General features: G+C 56.9%; 1 protein-coding gene. It reads left to right on the top strand.

The annotated features are described in order from the left end of the window. The coding region (locus tag RTW80_RS31010; RefSeq protein WP_312722105.1) for an ABC transporter permease subunit at window positions 1–232 on the top strand (232 nt) is incomplete at both ends.

Genomic DNA, 232 nt, shown 5'->3' with positions numbered 1-232 from the left:
GACCGTCGGCCTTGCCGTTTGTGCACTGATTATCGGCCTCGTACTGGCGATGTTCTTTGCGGTGTGGGAGTCCGTTAAGTGGCGCCCTGTCGCATGGCTCGGTTCAGCGCTGGTGACTGTGCTGCGTGGACTGCCGGAAATTCTGGTGGTCCTGTTTATCTATTTCGGCTCCTCACAGCTGCTGTTAACGCTGTCGGACGGCTTCACGATTAATCTCGGCTTTGCGCAGATC

The sequence above is a fragment of the Escherichia sp. AM3 genome (assembly GCF_032029835.1).
Taxonomy (GTDB): domain Bacteria; phylum Pseudomonadota; class Gammaproteobacteria; order Enterobacterales; family Enterobacteriaceae; genus Escherichia; species Escherichia coli.
This window is presented reverse-complemented; position numbering and strand designations above follow the sequence as displayed.